The sequence below is a fragment of the Cytobacillus sp. OWB-43 genome, from assembly GCF_034651445.1.
Lineage (GTDB): Bacteria > Bacillota > Bacilli > Bacillales > Cytobacillaceae > Cytobacillus > Cytobacillus kochii.
On record NZ_JAYEFF010000003.1, the window covers coordinates 221,565 to 235,287 of the forward strand.

Annotated in this window: 14 protein-coding genes and 1 riboswitch; of the genes, 7 read left to right on the plus strand and 7 right to left on the minus strand. The window is 36.1% G+C overall.

What is annotated here, in order from left to right; genetic code table 11:
* Window positions 1-16: 16 nt before the first annotated feature.
* On the minus strand, window positions 17-613 hold the full coding sequence (gene cysC / locus U9M49_RS13790; RefSeq protein ID WP_322909990.1) for an adenylyl-sulfate kinase: 597 nt from the start codon (window positions 611-613) through the stop codon (window positions 17-19).
* A gap of 158 nt (window positions 614-771) precedes the next feature.
* Between cysC and U9M49_RS13795 the strand changes: the two genes are divergently transcribed.
* On the plus strand, window positions 772-1,542 hold the full coding sequence (locus tag U9M49_RS13795) for a sulfotransferase family 2 domain-containing protein (protein WP_307318596.1): 771 nt from the start codon (window positions 772-774) through the stop codon (window positions 1,540-1,542).
* Between the two features lie 68 nt (window positions 1,543-1,610).
* Here U9M49_RS13795 and U9M49_RS13800 read toward each other — a convergent pair whose 3' ends face one another.
* A complete protein-coding gene (locus tag U9M49_RS13800; protein ID WP_322909991.1) occupies window positions 1,611-2,222 on the minus strand; it encodes a DUF3298 and DUF4163 domain-containing protein in 612 nt (203 codons plus the stop codon).
* A gap of 109 nt (window positions 2,223-2,331) precedes the next feature.
* On the opposite strand from U9M49_RS13800, the gene U9M49_RS13805 reads away from it, so the two are divergent.
* Window positions 2,332-4,074, plus strand: a complete 1,743-nt coding sequence (locus U9M49_RS13805; RefSeq protein ID WP_322909992.1) for a helix-turn-helix domain-containing protein — start codon at window positions 2,332-2,334, stop codon at window positions 4,072-4,074.
* 421 nt (window positions 4,075-4,495) lie between these two features.
* On the opposite strand, the gene queE is transcribed toward U9M49_RS13805, so the two are convergent.
* The 3 genes from queE to queC are packed head-to-tail and all read right to left on the minus strand — an operon-like array spanning window position 4,496 to window position 6,337.
* Entirely contained in the window at window positions 4,496-5,212 is a 717-nt protein-coding gene (queE, locus tag U9M49_RS13810; RefSeq protein WP_095370231.1) for a 7-carboxy-7-deazaguanine synthase QueE, read from the minus strand.
* Complete coding sequence (gene queD, locus U9M49_RS13815) at window positions 5,205-5,681, minus strand: 6-carboxytetrahydropterin synthase QueD (protein WP_322909993.1); 477 nt, start codon at window positions 5,679-5,681, stop codon at window positions 5,205-5,207. The genes queE and queD overlap by 8 nt, the downstream gene beginning before the upstream one ends.
* Window positions 5,678-6,337: a 7-cyano-7-deazaguanine synthase QueC gene (gene queC / locus U9M49_RS13820; protein WP_322909994.1), complete on the minus strand. Its 660-nt coding sequence runs from the start codon at window positions 6,335-6,337 to the stop codon at window positions 5,678-5,680. Before queC ends, queD begins: the two co-directional genes overlap by 4 nt.
* 52 nt (window positions 6,338-6,389) lie before the next feature.
* Window positions 6,390-6,434: riboswitch (PreQ1 riboswitch) on the minus strand.
* Between the two features lie 246 nt (window positions 6,435-6,680).
* Between queC and U9M49_RS13825 the strand changes: the two genes are divergently transcribed.
* The 4 genes from U9M49_RS13825 to U9M49_RS13840 all read left to right on the plus strand — a co-directional run bounded on the left by U9M49_RS13825 (window position 6,681) and on the right by U9M49_RS13840 (window position 9,518).
* Complete coding sequence (locus U9M49_RS13825) at window positions 6,681-6,905, plus strand: Lrp/AsnC ligand binding domain-containing protein (protein WP_322910074.1); 225 nt, start codon at window positions 6,681-6,683, stop codon at window positions 6,903-6,905.
* Between the two features lie 359 nt (window positions 6,906-7,264).
* On the plus strand, window positions 7,265-8,503 hold the full coding sequence (locus U9M49_RS13830; RefSeq protein ID WP_095370229.1) for an MFS transporter: 1,239 nt from the start codon (window positions 7,265-7,267) through the stop codon (window positions 8,501-8,503).
* 355 nt (window positions 8,504-8,858) lie between these two features.
* On the plus strand, window positions 8,859-9,089 hold the full coding sequence (locus U9M49_RS13835) for a hypothetical protein (protein ID WP_322909995.1): 231 nt from the start codon (window positions 8,859-8,861) through the stop codon (window positions 9,087-9,089).
* 54 nt (window positions 9,090-9,143) lie between these two features.
* Window positions 9,144-9,518, plus strand: coding sequence for a VOC family protein (locus U9M49_RS13840; protein WP_095370227.1), 375 nt, complete (start codon window positions 9,144-9,146; stop codon window positions 9,516-9,518).
* A gap of 46 nt (window positions 9,519-9,564) precedes the next feature.
* Here U9M49_RS13840 and U9M49_RS13845 read toward each other — a convergent pair whose 3' ends face one another.
* Together U9M49_RS13845 and U9M49_RS13850 are read right to left on the minus strand one after the other, a co-directional pair.
* A complete protein-coding gene (locus U9M49_RS13845) occupies window positions 9,565-10,773 on the minus strand; it encodes a M20 family metallopeptidase (protein WP_095370226.1) in 1,209 nt (402 codons plus the stop codon).
* 48 nt (window positions 10,774-10,821) lie between these two features.
* Window positions 10,822-12,360, minus strand: coding sequence for an AbgT family transporter (locus U9M49_RS13850; RefSeq protein WP_322909996.1), 1,539 nt, complete (start codon window positions 12,358-12,360; stop codon window positions 10,822-10,824).
* A gap of 618 nt (window positions 12,361-12,978) precedes the next feature.
* On the opposite strand from U9M49_RS13850, the gene U9M49_RS13855 reads away from it, so the two are divergent.
* Window positions 12,979-13,602, plus strand: coding sequence for a DedA family protein (locus U9M49_RS13855; RefSeq protein WP_251162903.1), 624 nt, complete (start codon window positions 12,979-12,981; stop codon window positions 13,600-13,602).
* The last annotated feature ends 121 nt before the right edge of the window (window positions 13,603-13,723 follow it).

Below are 13,723 nucleotides of genomic sequence, written 5' to 3' on the forward strand. Positions count from 1 at the left end.
TTCTATTATTCCTCCTTCACTTAAGTCGCTCAATTAAGTAGTTTACAAGTTCATTTGCACACTCTTCAGGTGATTTTGAGTTAGTCGAAATAACAAGGTCTGGAGACTGCGGAGGTTCATATATTTGATCAATGCCAGTAAAATTTTTGATTTCTCCTAAACGGGCTTTCTTGTAAAGTCCTTTAGGATCTCGTAATTCACATTCTTCTAAAGAACATTCCACATATATTTCAATAAACTCATCTTCGGTAAAAAGAAAGCGGGCTAGCTTTCGATCTTCCTCGAACGGGGAAATTAGTGCTGCCAAAACAACAATACCTGCATCTACAAATAATTTGCCTATTTCAGCTGTGCGTCGAATATTCTCTTTTCTATCTTCACTACTAAATCCTAAGTTTTTATTGATACCGTGCCGTAAGTTATCACCATCTAATAGATAAGTACTCATATTTAATTCGTATAATTTAGTTTGTACAATATTTGCTATGGTTGATTTACCAGAACCTGATAATCCAGTTAACCAAACCATACAACTTTTATGATTGTGTAATTTTTGCCGATTTTCTTTTGAGACTTGTGATTGAGACCAAGTGATGTGTTTTCTACTATCCATTTAAAAATAACCTCCAATCTGATATTTGTCTCACTTATTATTATGCATATGTATTTCAGGTCGGCTTGTACAGGTCATTCGCCTGAAAATCACCAAATTCGTAACCGCTTATTCCCTTTCTCATATTCTATAAGTAGGAGAAAGGGGTTCGACGAACATTGACAAAAAGAATGCCTGAAATAGTAGCAAAAAATATGATGATGCCTTTTTATATCCCGCTTTTTTCTACCAACTTTCCATACGTTCTCTTATGGGTACCGAAAAACGGGTGCACAATTGTAAATAAGTGGTTTATGTACCATATTGGAGCTGCTGGGGATTTGTCTCAGTTGAATGTCGAAATGACGCATAACTATCGTGAATTTGTCCTTCGAAAACGATCAGGTTACGACGTTGAATTAAAAGAGGAACTTATAAATGGTGAAAAACCAATTGTGAAAATTGTTAGAAATCCATATAGGAGAGCGGTTAGTTCCTTTTATCATGCATTGAGTGGGGATTGGCTAATTAAACAATTAGGCAGTACTGTTCTAGAAGGTATGTCCTTTACAAGCTATCTCTTAAAATTGAAATCTTTCGGCGAAAGTATACATGAATTAGACAAACATATTGCACCTCAATATACCATTGGAGAGGAACAGACACCTATTCATTATGTGAGATTAGAGAATTTACAACACGAATTAATGGATTTAGAAAGAATTGCAGGGCTAAAAGCCTCTCCAATGAATGAGATTGCACGATCTTCACATCATTTTTCATCAAGAATGAAGCTAGAGGGTGATTATGCAAACAGAGTGATTAGTTTTGTCTATGATGAAGATTTACCTACAGTTAATAGTTTATTGAACGAAGAAACGAAGGCATTAGTAGAGGAAATCTTTGCGGTCGATCTGCATTTTTATGGATATAAGCTAGGGGAATATTGACTTTTTGGCTATCAAATGAAGAGATATCCTCAGTTTTGAGAAAAGTACAACTGAGGATTCCTTCTAATTTAAGAAAACATTTTACCTAACGGACCCTCATCATTAATCATATCTTGCAAAGAATAAAGTGAAATTGGGAAATAAATTGTCCCATAAACATATGGAAGTAAGCTATACACATCAAAGATTATGACCAATGTGAGGTCAGCGGTATAAAAGGATTGTGTATCTGTGATTCCGGGATAGGGTACGAGAAGGTCGGTGGTTAAACCTCTTTCCTGCAACTGCTGTTTGATTAGAGTGTTAAGCCTTACTTTGTAATTACTATCCTTTTTAAAGAGTTCTCCAAGTGTATATTGCTTACCAGTCAAACTGTTAAATGTTAACCCGCGTGTAAAAGTAAGGCCATGTGCACCCCCTGAGTATGAATAAACTGTAAGAGTTAAACTTAAGACACCTTTTTGGTTGTTTTTTAAGTCAAATCCACCAGTTAATTCAGTTTGTGGTTGTCCGTAACCTTGCTCTTTCATTAATTGATTTAGGCTATCTGATATGGCATGATTCATTTTTTGTTGGGCAGCTGGTGGCGTGTAAGAAGATACTTGTGGTTTGAAAATATCTACACGATCATGTTTGATATGAATCGGTTGAATACCAACTGGTATTTTAAATGTATTCATCACATACACCTCCTAGGAACTAACATATGAAGGGGAATGAATCGTTATGTTGCGATGATAAGTTTTATATATGATAATAAAATGATGACAACAATTTAGGATGATAACTGTGTATGAAAATGAAAAAATAAAACAAAGATTAAATACATTTATCAACGTATCAAGAAATATTACATCGAATACGAGTTTAACAAAATTAGTACAAGAAATTATTGAGGCCGTTATTGAATCAATAGACAAGGCCGATGCGGGCTTCTTTCTTATATGGAATGAAGAGATGGAATATTTAGAAATAGAAGGAGCCTACAACTTTAAAGAGGAGATGTATTTACAAAATAAGCTTTTAGCAGGTGAAGGTATTAGTGGCTCTGTTTTTGAAGAGGGTTGTAGCAAAATGATTCATACGGCAGAGAAGATTAAAGAGGCAATGGGAAATATGCGTAATCAAACTTTGCATTATTATTTAGAGTCAACCGTACATGCAGCCATTCCTGTAAGTTGTATGTCTGTGCCATTGATTCATCAAAATAAGAAAATCGGTGTTTTAACGATAGATAATTTTAAAAACGATGGTTTTTTTAGTGATGAGGACTTAGCGTTCTTAGAAGCCATCGGTCACCAAATTGCAATTTCTATAGTAAATGCTAGAGCTTTTCAAGAAAAGGAAAAACAAACAAAAGAACTAGAAACCATTTTGTCTTTACATAATGAGTTGAATCATGTGGCTTTAAAAGGGGACGGTACATTTTCTTTAGTAAAGAAGCTAGCGGAAAAGTTCAGCGGATCGATTCTTTACTTTGATTCACTTTACCGCTTGAAAACATCTTATCCGCCTTCTGAAGATCATCATTTCTATATAAAAGAATGGTTAAAGAAAAATGCAAAGAAATTAAGTATTCCAAGATTGCTTGATATCTATAAAAAAGAAGAATGGGTAGGTCAAGCAATCGGGGTGATGTCTTCTTTCGGTACAATTGGTTTTTTGGTGGTAATTGAACAGGAGAAGGAATTAGATTTAATTGGTGAATTGGCTTTTAAGCACGCAGCATCTATTATGGCCATTGAACAAATGAAACAACAAGAACAAATGAAGCATCAACTCACGGAAAAAGAAGAATTATTAAAAGATATATTGAAAAATAACTTTACTCAAGAAGTACAAAGAGCTTTGAAGAGATATGGGATTAGTATCGAAGACAAGTGTATCTTTATTGGTATCGAACGGTTGATGAATGATGAAGTATTAGAGAGCTTTAGTTCAATAGAAAATCAGGTGAAAAGAGTATTTCAGGATCGCTTTCTAACTATTTGTTTTCCAGGTAGGGATATGGTTTATGTGATGCTCACTTCTAAAGATTCTATATTGAATAGGGAAGAAGAATTAAAAACGAGGTCAGAGAGACTTCAACGGTATTATCATCCGAATTTAATATATATAGGACGACCTGTCGATTCATTAAGACAAGCTGACATTTCATTTAAAGATGTACAAATCATGCCTGATTTTTTAGTTGAGCAAGGAAAAAATTCCAGTAAAGTCATAGGGTTTAGAGAGATAGGGTATAGAAGATACTTAAACGATGTATCAGATGATGATGCTACTGCTTTTGTGATGATATTCTTAGAAGGGATTGTACAAGCAAATAAAAATGATTGGCTAAAAACGCTTACCGCATACTTACAAACAGATAAAAACGCAGTGAAAACAGCCGAAGAGATGCATCTACACCCTAATACAGTCTATTATCGCATTCAGCAAATAGAAGAGAAGCTTAATATTAATCTTGATTCATTGGAGGATTGTATGAATGTGAAAATAGCACTTGATCTTTATCAACTAAAGCATTTGTAAAATAAAAATAAATGAAAGGCTCTAGATAGTGAAGATTTACGTTAGCAATGGCAAGAAAGGTGTAAGTCTGCTGCAGAAAAAGTGATGCTAGGATAGTAATGAAAAATAAACACGAATGTCATTCTATGTTCGGTATGCAAAAACATGCTCCCTAAGTAGAATGCATTCGTGTTTGATTTTAAGGTGAAAAAAGTATATGTCTAATTAATTGTAATTTATGAGGTCTAAAGGCCAAGAAGTCCATCCAGGAGGTCAAAGTCCTGGTAGCCCCACCAGATATATACCTAACCAGCGCCATGGTATATGTGTAATCATAGAAGCGAGGTAGATACTATTTATGATTTGTTTGGTCATTGGATTCACCTCATTATTTCATATGGGTCATCAGATGAACCAATATGAAATAGGAGAAAAACAATCGTTAAACGCCGCGCTTATTTCCCCATATATATGTGTGTAATTGGGGGAGAACTCTTATATTTTTAAACTCACTATCATGCATTGTTTTCTCTAGTAACCATTCATATTTAGCTAGTAGGTTACTTCTTAGCACATCGTTATTGGTTGTCATGCTGTCATCGTTGCCAACTTGTAAGCAGAAGGAAAGTTTTGGATAGCGTAAGTGGACTTTTTTTGCATAAGCTAAATCTTCTTCATTAAAGACCACAACTTTTAAATTGGGTTGCTTTTCTTCAAGTTGAGCAATAATCTCATCTAGCTTATTGAAATCTGTTTCCATTTGTGAGCTTGGTGGTTTCGGGGATAATGTTAAAAAATCGATATCCTTAAACCAATCTTGCCACTTGCTACCTTGTGTTTCCAAAGCCGTCTGCACTTTTTTGTCTTTAAGAAGCGTCACTAATTCACCTAGGTTTTTTAGTAATGCTGGATTGCCTCCGGAAATAGTTACAAAATCAAAGTAATCTCCACCGATGTTTTTTAACTCATGCCAAATTTCTGTTGCTGTCATTTGTTTAATCAAATGTTTACTAGAACCATCCCAAGTAAATGAAGAGTCGCACCAAGTACAAGCGTAATCACATCCAGCAGTACGAACGAACATCGTTTTCTGGCCAATAACAATGCCTTCACCTTGAATGGTTGGTCCGAATATTTCCATTACAGGTATTTTACTCATCTTCCATCCACTCCCTTCTTACTTCAGCAAAGCTTGTAGGAGTTTCATAGAGTTTGACATATTCCACTCTAAGTTTTTGCGGGCTATCTATTAGTGATTCTTTCATTTTTTCGTAAACCCATACAACGATGTTTTCTGCTGTTGTATTCATGGGTGGTAGTGTTTCATTAATATATTTGTGATCGAGGTGAATTTCAATTTCTTCTTTCCAAAGTTGCTTAATATTTGCGAAATCAACAACGATTCCACGATCATCAGTAAAGCCACTAATACCGAATATGACTTCATAAGTATGACCATGTAGATTTTTACATTTCCCTTCATAAGCATGAAGATGATGGGCTGCATCAAATGTAAAGGATTTACTCACGAGTACCCTTTTGTGATGATATTTTAATTGGTCTTTCTGAATATCCTCATCTATTTTCTGGAGTTCCTCAACTATACGAAAGCCATATAAATCCTTCATGACATTTTCACCTGCAAATACTGAGTCAAGCCTTGTATTCTAAGCTCACAAGCAGGACATTCGCCACATCCGTCTGCAATGACACCATTGTAACAAGTTAGTGTTTTATTTCTAACATAATCAAGTTTGCCAAAATCATCAGCCATCGCCCATGTTTCCGCTTTGTTTAGCCACATAAGGGGCGTATGTATGACAAAGGGCCTTTCCATAGATAAATTTAAAGTGACATTTAATGATTTAATAAATTGATCACGACAATCCGGATAACCACTAAAATCTGTTTCGCATACACCTGTAATGATATGCCTTGCCCCTATTTGGTAAGCGAGAATGCCAGCGAAGGATAGAAATACTAAGTTTCTACCTGGTACGAAGGTTGAAGGTAATGCCCCATCTTCACCATTCTTGACATCGATATTTGATCGTGTCAACGCATTAGGCGCTAATTGATTTAGCAGTGTCATATCTAAAATATGATGTTCAATTTGTAAATCAGCTGTAATTGCCTTGGCGCAGTCAATCTCAATTGCATGCCTTTGGTTATAATCAAACGTTACAGCGACTACTTCAGTAAAATGTTCCAAAGCCCAGAATAAACAAGTAGTACTGTCTTGCCCGCCACTAAATACGACAATGGCTTTTTCATTTTTTTTCATAATTAATCTCCTTTTAAACAGAAAAACAGCACCACTAAGAAAATGGCGCTGTTTTTCCTTAGTTTTTTTGAGAGGGTTTAGCTAGAACCTCTACCGCTAAGCGGAATTTGACTTAAGTTGTCGCTAGTCATTATAACATAAATAATGAGCAGTATTCGTCTTTTTTTAGGCTCTTTTCGCTTCGATTGTTGTTGTTCAGCAAAAATTCACTTAGTATTACCTTCAATTTACTAGCTAAGATATAAAAAATGAGAGAGTTAAGAAGCTTGAAGAAAAAGGGATAATAGTTGGCTATAAAGCAATCATTAATCCAGAAAAAGTAGAATAACCCATAAGGGCTTTTATACTATACGACAATACCAAATGTGAACAATTTGTAGAGTTTTGCAAAAATCATTCTAGTGTTATTGAATGTCATCAACTGGCTGGATCATATAATTATTTAATTAAAGTTTTAACTGATTCTGTCCAATCTTTGGAAAACTTTATTGATGCTTCCATGTCATTTGGACAGACCTCCACATTGATTAGACTCTCTTCACCTGTTGAGAGTAGATTAATACAGTAAGACTTTTTGATGAGAAAAAGTGCTGTATTATTGATCATCTTTTCCAATGTATTTGTTTTGATTATGGATATATTACTAAAGGCTCTCGTAAGTCATCATTGCAAGGTCATATACTCTTGTATGGAGAATAAAAAGGGAATACAAAATTATATTAAAAATAGCAAATCTTATAAATGATATTGCCTTTTTAGCATTCCTTCTTCAGCTAACTTACTTTTTGTTCCATAAAAAACGAGGGCAACCCATAATTCCCCCAAGGCCCGTCCCATATAAAACTCTATGTTTACACTTTTTTGAAAGTCGAGAATAGATTACTATATTTATAAGATGGATAATTTGGCAAAAGAGGTGAAGTCCTGATGAAATTAAGGGAGCATAGAAGCTTTGTTCGTTTTTGGATTGCATCGACAACTTCAAGCTTTGGCACATATATTACAACTTTGGCTCTTCAGGTATTAGTGGTTAGTAATATGGGAGGCAGTGCTGTTGATGTTGGCTGGGTTTCAGCATCTAGATGGCTTCCGTATGTACTATTGGGATTAATAGCGGGGGTTTTGGTTGATCGTTTTCACCGAAAGACGGTATTGGTGGTAACAGATATAGGACGCGGCATGATTCTTACCTTCATTTGCTTTATGTCTATTACAGAAGTAATCAGTATTGGCTTACTCATGTTCCTGCTGGTGCTCTTTGGTACTTTGTCTCTTTTTAATGATTCTGCCTACCAGTCCTTTGTGCCACAATTAGTTCCTCGTCCTTTATTAACACGTGCAAATGCACGATTGGAACAAAGCTCAGCGGTTGCTGAAACGAGCGGTCCAGCCATTGGGGGCGGACTTGTTTCATTGATTGGCGCACCATTTGCCCTTCTTTTTGATGCCTTATCGTATTTGTTTTCGAGTGTATTAATAGCATCAATTAAACACCAGACCTCAAAAAAAGTGAAGACTGGATCACTTGGTCAGCAAATCAAGGAAGGTTTGCGATGGGTCTATCAACACCAATACCTTCGTCCTCTCGCTCTAAACACCCACGCCTGGTTTCTCTTTCATAGCATGACGATGACGATTCTAGTATCCATTTTTTTAATTGAACTTGGCTTCGATGCCTTACTCTTAGGGTATGTCCTTGCCGCTGCAGGTGTTGGTGCTGTCGCAGGAACCTCACTATCTTCTCGAGCCGGGGTGCGCTTTGGTATCGGGCGTGCAATGGCTTTTTCTCGAATTCTCTATGGCCCAGCAGTGATCTTGATGGCTCTAGCTCCAGCAGCTAACAACTCCGATTCGTCGTACATAGCTCTCATGTTTGTGATTATAGGCCAGCTCTTTTATGGCTTTGCTATGGGAATTGAAGGTCCTCTTGAAATGGGATATCGACAATATGTCACGCCATCACATTTCCAAGGTCGTATGAATGCCACACTACGATCCATCAACCGTAGTGCAGTCGTGATTGGCGCTCCACTAGGAGGAACCCTCGCTGACGGACTAGGTTTCAAAACAGCTTTATGGATTTCGATAGGTGGCCTCATTTTATGCGGATTATGGTTTAGTCTTTCATCGATGCGAAAAGCTCGAATAGAAGACGCTGAAATCTAAAAAACTGCCGCGATAAATCTATAAATAATGCAAATACTACCTTATAGTACCGTGTTTAAAAATTTCTATAATTTAAAGGCATGAGAATTCTATTTTTAACTTGCTTATTTCTTATGTCATTTTAATAATTTCCAGTTGATACCAAAGTATTTCTACATAAAAGCAACAATCTTTACGATTTAAAAAAGCAGAAGGGATAAAAAAGTCAATGCTATTCTTAATCTATTCTGAGGTACTTCATGAATAAAAGGGAAGGAGTTTTTTAGGAGAGAAGAGAAGTAAAGTATTCAGGAAAAGTCTATTAAAAAGATAAGAACTGGCTTTAAGATTGTTTCGTGAAAGATGGTGTAAAGGAATGAGGTGGAAGCTTAGAATTCCTTTAATCTTATTGACGATGGGGCTAATGTCTAAACTCTATCAACTATTCATAGGTAATGGTTCCTTTTTCAATAGCTTACTCTATATCTTCTTAACAGGTGGAGTGATTTTTATATTGGAACGAACGGGCATTAACAATCAGAAGGTACATTTTTCATTTGGTGTGCAGATTATAATTGCCGGTATATTGGTAGATTATTTCTCATAATAAGATATGATTTTTAGTAAAACGAATGCTCGTACTAAGATGGAGGTGTTTCTAATGAGTTTAACGATTGATAGTAAGATTAATAATGTTTTTATTCATGTATCGAACTTAAAGTACTCAGCCACATGGTATGCGACTTTGATGGGGTTAACAATTAATCAGGAAAAAATTCAATCTCCTGTATTTAATTTACCTGTTACAGGTGAAACAGGATTGACCCTTGATGATCATACAAAAGACCCAAGCTTTGTTTTTAAACCGGCTTCACATGCGATGTTTAATTTGTACACCAGTGATATTGATAAGGCTTATCAATTTGTCATCTCAAATGATATAAAAATAGTAAAAGAAATGGAATGGGTAGGTGATTTGGCTTATTTCCTCATTGCTGACCCTGATGAAAATGTATTGATGCTATGCAATAAGTAAAAAATGAACCCAGTTCGCAAAAAAGAAGCGGACTGGGTTCATTTTTTTATTTGGTTAGTGAATCTTGAGTTGTTTCTGTTGTTGCTCCTTCAAGAAACTTTAAAGCAGCTGTTCCTAGTGTTTTAGCTGCGATAAGAAGGGAGCGCTCATCAATATTAAATCGTGGGTGATGATGGGGATAGGTAATTTGCCAATTAGGATCCTGTGCCCCTGTAAAGAAGAATGCTCCTTTTACATGTTGGAGATAATAAGCGAAATCTTCTCCACCCATAAGCGGAGCACATTCTACTACTTCTGTTACTTCTTCAATTTCCTTAGAGATATTCGCAATAAAAGTTGCCTCTTCTGCATGGTTAACAACAGCGGGGTAGCCCCGTTTGTATTGGTAGTCATAAGTTGCCCCAAATAGCTGGCATGTTGAACTTAAATAGTTATCAAGCTCTTTTTCTATTAAATCACGTGTATCCTCATCAAAGGTTCTTACTGTACCGATTAGTTTAGCTGTATCAGCAATGACATTAAAAGGGTTTAATGCCTCAAAATGACCAACTGAGACGACTGCTGGATGAAGTGGGTTCGCTCGGCGAGAAACAATTTGCTGTGCACTTGCGACAAATTGGGAGCCAACCATCACTGCATCTTTTGTTAAATGTGGTTCAGATCCATGACCACCTTGTCCTTGGATGAGAATATCGAATTGGTCTGCTGCAGCCATAATAGGTCCTTCTTTAACTTGTATCGTGCCAAGAGGGAAGGTTGACCAAATATGTGTGCCAAATATGGCGTCAACACCATCTAAGCAACCATCTTCAATCATAGAAATTGCACCACCAGGGGCAATTTCTTCAGCGAATTGGTGAATAAAAACAATTGTTCCTTCAATGTCTTCCTGGATTTTATTAAGTGCTTTAGCTAAAACGAGTAAAGTTGCTGTGTGTCCGTCATGGCCACAAGCATGCATCGCACCGTCGATTTTTGATTTATATGGAAGGTCATTTTCTTCTTGAATGGCTAATGCATCGAAATCAGCTCGAAGCGCAACTGTTTTACCTGGTTTTCCACCACGAAGCGTAGCCACAACACCCCTGCCACCAACACCGGTACGGACGTCATGACCGAGGTTTTCATGATAATCGGCTATATAAGCAGGTGTTTTCACTTCTTGATACGAGATTTCAGGATATTCATGTAGAAACCGGCGGATAGAAATCATTTCTTCTTCGTACTCTTTTAATAAAGCAAATAATTTTTCCATTACGTGAACGCCTCTTTTCAAAAAGATTTAAATAATTGAATAGTATAATTATAGGAAAATTGAGTCACCAGGTCCAACTGGTAATCCAAGAAGGTACCAAATGGAGAACAGAATAATCCATCCGATGGCAAAACAAATTGAGTAAGGTAATAGGGCAGAGATTAATGTTCCAATCCCAATTGATTTATCATGCTTTCTAGCGAAAGATAATAAAATAGCAAAGTAGGCGAGCATTGGCGTAATCGGGTTCGTTATGGAATCACCAATACGGTAAGCCATTTGTGTAAATGCTGGACTATAACCTAAATACATAAACATTGGTACAAAAATAGTGGCTAAAAGTGCCCATTTGGCTGATGCACTGGCAATTAAAAGATTAATAAATGCACAAATAATAATAAAACCAATTAACATTGGTAATCCTGTGAAATTCATTGCTTGTAAGAGCTCAGCGCCTTTAATAGCAAGAATAGGACCAATATTACTCCAATTAAAGAAAGCAATCATTTGCGCTGCGACAAATGCCAATACAATAAATGGAGCTAAATCAGCAATGGATTTGAACATTTTATCTGCGACATCTTTATCAGATTTGATCGTCTTTGCTCCGATGCCGAAAGCAATAGCTGGTAGTAAGAATAAGAATAGCATAATCGGTACAATACCTGACATAAATGGACTATTGATAAAAGAACCTGTTTCAGCATCTCTTAACCATCCATTTTCAGGAATAACAGCGATAAGTAAAATGGCGATATAAGCAAAAACTGTGATACCAGCCCATTTTAATCCCCGTTTTTCAGCGCTTGTAATTTCTGCAATCGCTTCTACTTTACCATCGTATTTACTAAATCGTGGTTCGACAAACTTAACGGTTACCCACGTAGCTAGTCCAACGAGTAGAAAGGTTGAGGCAATCAAGAAATAATAGTTCATTGTCGGATTACCGATATAATTAGGATCGACCATTTTTGCAGCTTGTTCGGTAATACCAGCTAACAATACATCAAGTGAATTTAGTAGAATATTAGCTGAAAAACCACCACCAACTGCAGCATACGTAGCAATTAAACCTACTAGCGGGCTTCTGCCGACACTCATAAAGATAAGTGCAGCAATAGGTGGGAATACAATAAATGCTGCATCAGCGGCTACGCCACCCACAATTGCTGTAAAAAGAACGACTGGAAGGATGAGCTTCTTAGGTGCACTTAAAACTGATTTTTTCATAACAAGTTGTATAAGACCAGTGGCTTCTGCAACGCCTACGCCAAGCATAGTGACAAGTACTAGTCCTAGTGGAGCGAAGGTGGTGAAATTGCTAACCATATTGGTGAGAATCTGTTCTATCCCTGCTCGGTTGAGAAGATTAATTACTTCTATCGGTTCTCCAGAACTAGGGTCAGTAGCAGAAACACCAATCTTAGCAAGTAAAAAAGATAAAATAAGTATCATACCTGACATGATTACAAATAGTGTGATAGGATCTGGTAATTTATTTCCTGCTCTTTCAATGCTATCGAGGAATCGATCAGTTAATTTCTTTTTAGCAGGTAAAGGTGCTTGTTGTTTTGGAATTGCGCTCATATATACCCTCCTTGTTGATTAACTTTTTTGAAAATTATAAGGGTATTACGAGGAAAAAACTATGTGATGAACTCTAAAAAAAATATATTTATTTAGATTATACTACAAAATTATACACTTTCTGATGATTAAAAGAAGTAGACAAACCTACATATATCATAGGAAGTATGTAATTTCTAACACTTTATCTCACTAATGAATTTAAGTGGTGAAAAATATAAGACTATGGAAATTAAATAGTAAGTAATAAGGGTTTTCTTGTGAAAATTGTAATAAATGGTTAGAAGTTGAAACTTTCACTTGTGGGATTCGTACATCATTATGATGGGAGGGTGTTTGATTAATGAGGTTGATCAAAAGAAAAAAGAGCAAAAAGAAGAAAGAATCCATTTGGGATGTTTTATTTGAAATCGTCTTGTGGATCCCTGAGATTCTATTATGGCCATTAAGAGCTTTATTTTTTCTTGGAAGGAAAACCTACCATTTCTTTATTTCTAATTAAGGAATAAGGTTCTTACTTCCCTTTCTTTCTTTTTTCTTATAATATGGTATTGGTGAAAAGAATAGGACATTGTTTACAGCATGATAAACAGTTTATAAATAAAAGGTAGGTATAGGATGGAACAATTGATATTAGATCTTGTAAATTGGTTTAAAGATTTATCATATATAGGTATTTTTCTTGCTCTTTGTATCGAATTTATTCCGGCTGAAGTTGTTTTACCATTGGCTGGTTTTTGGGTGTCTGAAGGAGACATGTTATTCTGGGGTGTAGTCATTGCCGGCTCTTTAGGTGGTGTTGTCGGCCCGCTTACATTATATGCAGTGGGTCGTTACGGTGGTAGACCTATATTAGAGAAGTACGGCAAGTATTTTTTTATGTCCCCAGAGAATTTAGAGAAAGCGGATGCGTTTTTTGCTAAACACGGGGCATTTGTTGCTTTTTCTGCTCGTTTTCTTCCAGGGGTGAGAACAGTGATTTCTGTCCCTTGTGGGATGGCAAAAATGAATCCTTGGGTTTTCTCACTATATACATTATTAGCGATGACCCCGATTACATTCTTTTATGTTTACTTAGGTGTACAATTAGGCGAAAATTGGTCAGATGTAAAACCAATACTAAACCAATATCTTGTTCCAATTGGTATAGTACTCGTTATTTTGTTTGTCATCTATTTGCTGATTAAAAGAAGGAAAAATCAAAAAGCAGAATCCCTTTCAGATTTCTTAGGAAAAAAATAAAAATGAAAAGCAATGACTTCAACTGATTGATTAGTGAGGTCATTGCTTTTTTATTTTAATAACAAAAATTCTCGAAATTTAAAAGTCGATCAGTTATTTGCAGAATGTGACCAATCAGATT

What these genes read in the sequence shown, in the direction of transcription:
- cysC (WP_322909990.1), bottom strand. Translation starts at nt 613, where the DNA reads ATGGATAGTAGAAAACACATCACTTGGTCTCAATCACAAGTCTCAAAA.
- U9M49_RS13800 (WP_322909991.1), bottom strand. Translation starts at nt 2,222, where the DNA reads ATGAATACATTTAAAATACCAGTTGGTATTCAACCGATTCATATCAAA.
- queE (WP_095370231.1), bottom strand. Translation starts at nt 5,212, where the DNA reads ATGAGTAAAATACCTGTAATGGAAATATTCGGACCAACCATTCAAGGT.
- queD (WP_322909993.1), bottom strand. Translation starts at nt 5,681, where the DNA reads ATGAAGGATTTATATGGCTTTCGTATAGTTGAGGAACTCCAGAAAATA.
- queC (WP_322909994.1), bottom strand. Translation starts at nt 6,337, where the DNA reads ATGAAAAAAAATGAAAAAGCCATTGTCGTATTTAGTGGCGGGCAAGAC.
- U9M49_RS13830 (WP_095370229.1), top strand. Translation starts at nt 7,265, where the DNA reads ATGAAATTAAGGGAGCATAGAAGCTTTGTTCGTTTTTGGATTGCATCG.
- U9M49_RS13835 (WP_322909995.1), top strand. Translation starts at nt 8,859, where the DNA reads ATGAGGTGGAAGCTTAGAATTCCTTTAATCTTATTGACGATGGGGCTA.
- U9M49_RS13840 (WP_095370227.1), top strand. Translation starts at nt 9,144, where the DNA reads ATGAGTTTAACGATTGATAGTAAGATTAATAATGTTTTTATTCATGTA.
- U9M49_RS13845 (WP_095370226.1), bottom strand. Translation starts at nt 10,773, where the DNA reads ATGGAAAAATTATTTGCTTTATTAAAAGAGTACGAAGAAGAAATGATT.
- U9M49_RS13850 (WP_322909996.1), bottom strand. Translation starts at nt 12,360, where the DNA reads ATGAGCGCAATTCCAAAACAACAAGCACCTTTACCTGCTAAAAAGAAA.
- U9M49_RS13855 (WP_251162903.1), top strand. Translation starts at nt 12,979, where the DNA reads ATGGAACAATTGATATTAGATCTTGTAAATTGGTTTAAAGATTTATCA.